Raw genomic sequence first — 6,613 nt, 5'->3', positions numbered from 1 at the left:
AGACCCCAAGCCCTACGTCTGGACCAAGACCGCGGACGAGATCCTCGAACGCCTCGCCTCATATCTGAACAGAATTCCTGACTCAGAAGACTAGCTGCCGGTGGAGCAGGGGTCGCAGCAGGACGGGGCCGGCTCCACGCAGATCGTGACGGTGTCGGCGTTGTTCGTGAGGTCGGGATCCTTCTCCTGGCCGGTGACCGTGGCGGCGTTCGTGACCCGGCCGAGCCTGGTGGCCTTGGCCCTCACCACGAGGGTGGCAGTGGCGCCGTCGGCCAGGTCGCCCACGGCCCAGTGACCGGTCGTCGGGTCGTAGTGGCCTTGGGTTCCCTCGGCGGACAGGAAGGCGAGACCTTCGGGGAGCCGGTCGGTGACGGAGACCCCGGTTGCCGGGTTCGGGCCGGTGTTGCGGACCGTGACGCGGTAGGTGACCGTCTGGCCGACGGTGACCGTGGTGGCGTCGGCCGCCTTCGTCACGGTCAGGTCGGCGGCGGGCTTGACCTGGAAGGTCTGCTCGTTGGAGGTGGACGTCAGTGGCTGCGGTGTGTCGCCGAGCCGGTTCTCGTAGGAGGCGGTCGCTGTGTTGCTGATCTGCCTGCCGCCGCTCTCCCGGGAGATGACGACCCGGTACTCCACGGTCGTCCCTGCCGGCGAGGACTCCGTATTGGGCAGGCTGCCGCCCGAGACCCCCGAAGCGCCGTTGCCGAGGTGGAAGACGACCTTGTCGTCCCCCGCGTCGTAGTACGCCTGGTCGTCACCCTGCGCATCGCTCTTGGTCCCGGCGTTCGGGCCGTCCACGACGCGCAGGGACCCGGGCAGGTAGGTCGTCCCCTGCGGAACGACGTCGGTGAGGACGAGGTCCTCCGCCGCACCCCCGCCCTCGTTCTTGGCGGTGACCCGGTAGGTGACGGTGTCACCGACCTCCAGTGGCCCGGCGGGAACGGCGGTCTTGGTGAGTTCCACATAGGGGGCGGTACCGAAGAAGATGCCGTCCAGGAAGTTCCCGATGCCCTGGTTGCCACCGGCGGCCGAGATGGAGCGGAAGGAGAAACGCGTCAGCACCTGCCCGGCCGGAACGGTGTACGTACCCGTGTAGTAGCCCCAAGCGGTCGTACCGTCGGTGAATCGGCGCTGCTCCACCGGGGAGCCGGGCGCGCCGATGTCCAGCGCCATGGTGTCGTCCCCCTGGCGGCCGCGGTGGTACAGCCGCCAATACAGCTTCGTCCCGGGGGTGGTCGGCAGATCCTGGTAGAGCGTGGAGACCTGATTCGCGTTGAGTTCGGCGAACTGGGCGCCGTGGGCTGCCGGTACCCCGTTGAAGCCCGACCGCCACAGCTCGATCCGGTGATCGGTGGCAGTGGTCAACCAGCCCGGCACACGCTTGGCTGCCTGTGTCTGCGAGGCGTCCGGCAGGATCTCCACTCCGGTCACCACCGGCTCTTCGAAACTGCCGTTGGCCAGGGCGACGCGCAGTGGAGCAGAAGGTGTGGACATGAGATTTCCCCTCAAGTCGACGCTCTTGGAGTGCACCGCCTTCGGCACATGCCCCCCACGGGCCGTAACGGGACGGAACGATCACTAGCTCAACGCACGCGACTCGCGACGTAAAGCGACACCGGGTGGCCGTTGGCCAACCCCGCGCGACGCGTTTGCGCTGCGGATCTCGGTCATTGGCCCGGCCCGCCCACCGCCGCACGGGCGCTCCTGTCCCACCTGCCTCACATCGCTCTTCCCTCCACCCCTGTCATGGCCTGAAGCTCACGTGCCCTTGCCCCCGTCACCACCGCAGAGGGTGAATCGGCAGCTGTCGAGGTTGACGCTTTGGACGACAGGCTGCTGCCCACCGCGGAGCGGCGTGCCGCAGTCGGAGCAATGCGCGGTCGATCGCGGGCGAGGGGCCAGGGTGAACCGGGTGAGTAACGGCAGCTCTTCGCCAGCCCGCCCCGACCGTCTGATCGCGTTGTCCGACGGCATCTTCGCGATCGCCATGACGCTCCTGGCGCTCGAAGTCCGGGTCGCGCCCGACCTGGACTCCGAGCGGTTCCACGAGGCGCTGCGCGCGACCGCTCCCCAGCTCGCCGCCTACGCGTTGAGCTTCCTCATCCTGTGCATCTTCTGGCGCGACCAGCGGCAGATCCTGCTGATGTCCGCGAAGACGGGCGGTCTCCCCCAGCATCTGGCGCTCGCGGTGCTCGGCATGATCGCGCTGGTTCCGTTCCCCACCTCGATCCTCGCCGAGTACGGGGCCCGCGAGCCGCTGGCGGTGGCGATGTACGCCGCGACCATCTGCCTCATCGACCTGTTGCAGCTCGCCATGTTCGCGACGTTGAGGGGTCGGCACGGGGTGCGCGCCGTGGGCGAGTGGCGGGACACCGCTGCGGATCTCGGCGCGACGATCGTCGTGTTCGGGGCATCCGTCCCCATCGCCTTCTTCGCCCCGCGGGCGGCCATGTGGTGCTGGCTCGCCCTCTTCCCCGCGAAGGCCGTCCTCGGCAGGCGGGAGCGGCTCCGCACCACCGGCCAGGACGGCTGACCCCCGTCCGCTTCGCGCGCGATTCCCGTACGGGAGCACACTCCGGGGGACCGGGCACCAGCACAGGGCCTTCCGATGAAGGCCGGGGCCAGGTCGAGGTCGAGGTAGGCGGCGACGGCAGCGATCTGCTGCTCGGTGGGTTCGACGCCGGTGTCCTCCTCGACCTGGACGGCGAAGCGGACGCGACGGATGTCGAGGAACTCGGCGCGGCACTGATCGTCAGCCTGGCCCCCGCCCAGAGGGCCAACGGCATCCTGGCGGACTACGGCCGGCCGTCGAGGACGGCGATTCGGCGAATGGCCACTCCGCACTTGTCCACGGGGCCGGCCCCGCATGGCAGGAGGACTGACCGGCCGGCTGTCACGGGGCACCGGCCGGCTGGTCGTCCTGCCAGACCCAGTGGCCGGTCGTGTCGGGGGCGTAGAGGCTGCGGCCCCCGGGGTAGGTGCAGCCGGCGTTGGGGATCGCGGTCCAGGGGTCGTCGTCGGTGATGGTGACGCGGACGGTCTGCCCGTCGAGCGGCCCGCCGTGCAGTTCGACTGTGATCGTGGTGATGTCGTCGCTCATGCTCCCCTTGTGCCCCGACAGGTACAGACCAATTGAGGCAGCAGGACCCCGTATCACGCGGGTCACCCGCCGCCCGCAGGGCCGGCGGACCATCGCGTCGGCCCGGCGCGCCGCGGCCGATTCCGCGCCGGAGCGCCCAGGCCGGCAGCCTGTCCGGCCGGCCGCACGTCGCCCTGCCCCACCCGGCCCCCCGGCAGCGGCTGCTCCAGGACGTGGACCTCACACCGCTCGATGGCCTCCCGGCCACGATGGAGGGCCGGGCAGCGATTCCGTGACGGACTCTTGACCGTGGAAGGTGGTGGTCGCCTCCAGGGCCGCCCGGTCGGTCCCGACCCGGTTCACCGGCGCGGTCTCGTCCGCGTAGCCGAAGGAGATCCCCACGAGCAGCTTCCCTTCGTCTACGCGCAGCTCGTCGCGGACGGTGTCCGCGTAGAAGCTGAGCAGGCCCTGCGGGCAACTGGCCACGCCGTAGGCGGTCATGGCCAGCAGCAGCGTCTGCAGGTAGGCGCCGGCGTCGGCGGCAAGTCGCGGCCCGCCGTCGCCGGTGACGAACAGAAACGCGACGTGGGGCGCTCCGTAGAAGCCGATGCTCTCCGCGTCGTAGGCCGCGCGGGCCTGATGGTCGTCGGGGCCGATACCCAGCGCTCCGTACAGATCGGCGCCGAACGCGGCCCGCCGTTCCCGGTGCACCGGGGCGTACATGTCCTCGGAGTACGGATAGTCGGCCGTGACGCGTCGCTCGGCGTGGGCCACCCGTAGGGCGTCGGCCAGCCGGTCTCGCCGTGCGCCGCCGACAACCTCGATCCGCCACGGCTGCGCGTTGGAGTTGGACGGCGCCGCTCCGGCGAGGGAGAAGACCGCGCGCAGAACGTCCTCGGGCACCGGGTCGGGCCGAAAGGCGCGGGTCGCACGGCGCCCGCGAATCACATACTCGGCGTACTCCCACGTTCGCGTCACGCCCGCCCGCGTCCCGCCGGCAGGTGTCCCGTCCGCAGGCGTCCCGCTCGCGCGCATCCGGGTGAAGACCGGCCTGCTCATGCAACTCTCCTCGGAATCGCTTAAGTAAACGCATTCGTTTACCTGGAAGCACTGTACCCAGACACCCCCTCCTAAGTAAACGAGGTCGTACACTTAAGCCATGACCACGGTGACGACGACATCGCGACGACAGGGGCGCGGAGGGCGGGAGCGCATCCTGGCCGCCGCTGCCGAACTGTTCACGGCCCAGGGGATCAACGCGACCGGCATGGAACAGATCGCGGAGCGGGCACCGGTGTCCAAGCGCACCCTCTACGCGCACTTCCGGGCCAAGGACGAGCTTGTCCTCGCCCATCTGAAGGACCTCGCCTCGGCGGGGCTCACCCTGGAGGGCGCGCTGGGACGCGAGGAGGTCTCCGCCAGGGAGAGAGTCCTCGCGCTGTTCGATCCGCTCCCGGCGGGCACTGATCCCGTGCGCGGATGCCCGTTCATCGACGCTGCCGTGGAGTTCCCGGACCCTCGGAGCGCGGTCCACTCCTACGCCCGCGAACGGAAACTGCTGATGGTGCGACTGGTGGCCGACCTGGTAACGGAGATGGGCTGCCGCCGCCCCGCCGTCCTCGCCGAGCAGCTCGTGACCCTCGCGGACGGTGCCGCCAGCCGCGCCATGGTGCTGGGCGAGGCGGACTACGGCCGGCACGCGCGGACGGCGGCGGAGACCCTCCTGGACAACGCGCTGTCGGCCACGGACTGACGGCCCCGCCGAGTTGCCGGTATGTCCGGGCGCGTTGTCCGGGCCCCGTCGGTCGGCCGGGAGACGGGCGGGACTTTCGCATCGCGGATCGCGGAAGCGGCGTACGGACGGATCCGGGGCCCGCTTCCCTGCGCCAGGAGGGCGGCGCGGGGAGGCGGGCCCCGGATCCTTTCCGTGCTACGGCCGCTGACGGCCGTGGAGCGCAGCCACCTCTTCGGCGGTCAGGGCTTCGTCGTACACCCCGACCTGATCGACGGAGCCGTTCCAGAAGTCGCCCCTGGCGCCGTCGTACCGGGCCCGCCCGACGGAGAGCGGGCCGGTGCTCACGTCAGCCGGGCCCGCCTCGGTGGTGGCGGCGGGCTTCCCGTCGACGTACAGCGTGATCGTGTCGCCCCTGCGGACCCCGACCAGGTGGTACCACGTGCCGGTCTTCGGGCTGATCTCCAGGCGGGCCCGCTTGCCGCCCGGGGTGGAGAAGGCGAACGCCCCCTGTCCGTACTGGAGGTAGAAGGGGTTCTCGGTGCGTCGGCCGTCCTGGCTGACGACGGTGGCGTAGTTGCCGGGCACCGCGTCCAACGAGGCCCACGCGGAGACCGTGTAGTCCTTCGTGGTGTCCACGACCGGGCCCGCGCTCTGCGCGTACTGCCCCTCGCCGTCGAACTTCAGCGCCGAGCCGGCTACGCCCGGTGCCCAGGAGGCGCCGCCCTCCAGGGCGAGATGGGCCTTGTTGGGTCCGCTGTCGCGTGCGGTGGCGCCCTTGTTCTCGTCGAGCGACCAGGAACCGCCGCCCTTCAGCTCGTCGCGCTCACCGGCATTGGCCCCGGCGGCGATCACCTGTCGGTTGATCTCGCGGACCTTCTTCGGGTCGACCTTGATCTCGCGCCGGTCGTACGTCCACAGGCCGTTCAGCTCGTTCTCCAGGTCGCTGACCTGGGTGTAGACGGAGCCGGACAGCTCGGCGCCGGCGGCGGCGAGGTAGTACGTACGGGTGTTGTCGACGTACTTGGCGGTGAGCGCGGCCTTGTCCGCGACCCCGCTGTAGATGTTGGCGGGAGCCAATATCGACTGAAGAGGTGCGTTGCTTAGAGAGATAGGCCCTGCATAGCGGCCCCCGCGAGCTTCATGCGGCGATCTCGTCGATCAGGCCGAGCGTTTCGTCGAGGTGGCCGCGCAGGCGCTCGACAAGCAGGATCAGCCCCGGCTCACCGAGGGTCGCGAGGTCGACCATCCGGGCCGAGGCGAGGTCAGTGCGGGCAAAGTCTCGGCGGGTGCGCTGCGCAGAGGAGAGCGGGATCGGGTCGGGTGGCACTCGGGTTCACCTCGCGGCTCTTGGATCTTACTCAGGAGTAAGCCCCGAGCTGATCACTGAAGTCGGTCGTCTTTCAAGGGGTACGGATCGGCATCACTCGAACGCGCGAACGAATGACGGCCGGATTCCACTTCTGCGACTTGTACAGTATTTGATACAGACAAAAGATCTTGACGGGGTCAGCGTGGACACGTGCCGCCGACCGAACCGCCCCCCGAGTGGGTCCTCACCCACCGCCGGGCACTCGGCACCCGCATCCGTGCCGCACGCACCGCTCGGAAAATGTCGCAAGAGCGCCTCGGAGAGCTCAGCGACACAGACCGGCAAACGATCAACCGCATCGAGCAGGGCCATGTGTCCACTCGCATCGACACGCTGTACCGCATCGCCCGCGCACTCGACACCCCGCTATCCCGCCTCGTCGAATAACCGCAGAAGAACGCCCGGCGGGAGACTGGGGCCACCGCCGGGCGCT

General features: G+C 69.8%; 7 protein-coding genes and 1 pseudogene. 3 read left to right on the top strand and 5 right to left on the bottom strand.

What is annotated here, in order from left to right; translation table 11 throughout:
• Positions 1-90: 90 nt before the first annotated feature.
• Positions 91-1,491 carry a hypothetical protein gene (locus ACIRJT_RS34360; protein WP_403917247.1) on the bottom strand — a complete coding sequence of 467 codons (1,401 nt, stop codon included), beginning with the start codon at positions 1,489-1,491 and terminating at the stop codon, positions 91-93.
• Between the two features lie 409 nt (positions 1,492-1,900).
• Here ACIRJT_RS34360 and ACIRJT_RS34355 point away from each other — a divergent pair, with 409 nt between their 5' ends.
• Entirely contained in the window at positions 1,901-2,530 is a 630-nt protein-coding gene (locus tag ACIRJT_RS34355) for a TMEM175 family protein (RefSeq protein WP_403917244.1), read from the top strand.
• A gap of 360 nt (positions 2,531-2,890) precedes the next feature.
• Here ACIRJT_RS34355 and ACIRJT_RS34350 read toward each other — a convergent pair whose 3' ends face one another.
• Both ACIRJT_RS34350 and ACIRJT_RS34345 read right to left on the bottom strand, forming a co-directional pair.
• Positions 2,891-3,097 carry a hypothetical protein gene (locus tag ACIRJT_RS34350; protein ID WP_403917242.1) on the bottom strand — a complete coding sequence of 69 codons (207 nt, stop codon included), beginning with the start codon at positions 3,095-3,097 and terminating at the stop codon, positions 2,891-2,893.
• Between the two features lie 219 nt (positions 3,098-3,316).
• The gene (locus ACIRJT_RS34345) at positions 3,317-4,135 is read right to left on the bottom strand and encodes a nitroreductase (RefSeq protein WP_403917239.1); all 819 of its coding nucleotides are present in this window, start codon (positions 4,133-4,135) and stop codon (positions 3,317-3,319) included.
• A gap of 100 nt (positions 4,136-4,235) precedes the next feature.
• On the opposite strand from ACIRJT_RS34345, the gene ACIRJT_RS34340 reads away from it, so the two are divergent.
• Positions 4,236-4,829, top strand: a complete 594-nt coding sequence (locus ACIRJT_RS34340) for a TetR family transcriptional regulator (RefSeq protein WP_403917236.1) — start codon at positions 4,236-4,238, stop codon at positions 4,827-4,829.
• A 177-nt stretch (positions 4,830-5,006) separates the two neighbouring features.
• Here the strand turns inward: ACIRJT_RS34340 and ACIRJT_RS34335 are convergent.
• Together ACIRJT_RS34335 and ACIRJT_RS34330 are read right to left on the bottom strand one after the other, a co-directional pair.
• A pseudogene (locus tag ACIRJT_RS34335) lies at positions 5,007-5,885 on the bottom strand (LamG domain-containing protein); the annotation flags it as partial.
• A 64-nt stretch (positions 5,886-5,949) separates the two neighbouring features.
• Positions 5,950-6,138: a hypothetical protein gene (locus tag ACIRJT_RS34330; RefSeq protein WP_403917233.1), complete on the bottom strand. Its 189-nt coding sequence runs from the start codon at positions 6,136-6,138 to the stop codon at positions 5,950-5,952.
• Between the two features lie 192 nt (positions 6,139-6,330).
• On the opposite strand from ACIRJT_RS34330, the gene ACIRJT_RS34325 reads away from it, so the two are divergent.
• Entirely contained in the window at positions 6,331-6,567 is a 237-nt protein-coding gene (locus tag ACIRJT_RS34325; RefSeq protein ID WP_403917230.1) for a helix-turn-helix domain-containing protein, read from the top strand.
• The last annotated feature ends 46 nt before the right edge of the window (positions 6,568-6,613 follow it).

Origin of the sequence: Streptomyces sp. NPDC102283 (assembly GCF_044766265.1) — a bacterium.
Classification (GTDB): domain Bacteria; phylum Actinomycetota; class Actinomycetes; order Streptomycetales; family Streptomycetaceae; genus Streptomyces.
The sequence above is the reverse complement of the archived record's forward strand: the minus strand, read 5'-3'. Positions and strand labels throughout refer to the sequence as shown.

Excerpts from the sequence above, each read along its gene's own strand:
- ACIRJT_RS34350 (WP_403917242.1), bottom strand. The coding sequence starts at position 3,097 with ATGAGCGACGACATCACCACGATCACAGTCGAACTGCACGGCGGGCCG.
- ACIRJT_RS34340 (WP_403917236.1), top strand. The coding sequence starts at position 4,236 with ATGACCACGGTGACGACGACATCGCGACGACAGGGGCGCGGAGGGCGG.
- ACIRJT_RS34345 (WP_403917239.1), bottom strand. The coding sequence starts at position 4,135 with ATGAGCAGGCCGGTCTTCACCCGGATGCGCGCGAGCGGGACGCCTGCG.
- ACIRJT_RS34360 (WP_403917247.1), bottom strand. The coding sequence starts at position 1,491 with ATGTCCACACCTTCTGCTCCACTGCGCGTCGCCCTGGCCAACGGCAGT.